Origin of the sequence: Luteitalea sp., from assembly GCF_022842525.1 — a bacterium.
In the GTDB taxonomy this organism is placed as follows: domain Bacteria; phylum Acidobacteriota; class Vicinamibacteria; order Vicinamibacterales; family Vicinamibacteraceae; genus Luteitalea.
The window spans coordinates 1-563 of sequence record NZ_JALHPM010000365.1 but is presented as its reverse complement, the minus strand read 5'-3'; the positions used below and the strand labels follow the sequence as shown (position 1 = coordinate 563).

1 protein-coding gene is annotated in these 563 nt (G+C 65.9%); it reads right to left on the bottom strand.

The features are described 5' to 3' along the window. Positions 1 to 376 (bottom strand): hypothetical protein (locus tag Q0C41_RS30995; protein WP_291990845.1); only part of this gene is annotated, 376 nt, incomplete at its 3' end. Between the last annotated feature and the right edge of the window lie 187 nt (positions 377 to 563).

The window sequence follows — 563 nt, the reverse complement described above, 5'->3', positions numbered from 1 at the left end:
CAGGATGTGACGATGGTTGTTCTGCCGGTTGCGCGGAGCGCGGGGCATTGCTCGCTATCTGCGCGGCCACGCGATAAGCGCGGAACACCCGTGGCACCGCCTCGTTGCTTCCAGTGGCCAGATAGCGAGGACCGATGTCGCTCGCAGGGCCAGTCTCGACGGTCAGTCTCAAATGCGTGGGCGACAGTCCAATCTCTGCCCAGTTGTGACGGCTCAGCACATCGGCTTGCCAGTCGGAGAGCATGAGCACCCCGGCGAAAGCAATGAATATCGCCAGCACACCGATCAACACGGCTGCTGCCATGTGCACCGCGCCCAGTGTGCCGAAGGTGGCGGCGGCGCCCGCAACGGGCGAAAGCGCGCTGAGCCGGCTCATCTACCAGAGGATGTCTCGCGCGGGCGGCAGCTCGTGCTCAGCCATGCGCACCGTCCTTGGCCGGGTCCGCCGGCTCTGGTGAATTGGCTGGGTGCCGAGATTTGAAGCCGCCGGCACCATATGTCCGCGCTGCTGTCTCCAGGACGTCCGCCACCCATCCACCGTCCGAGACGACCCGCCGACCGAC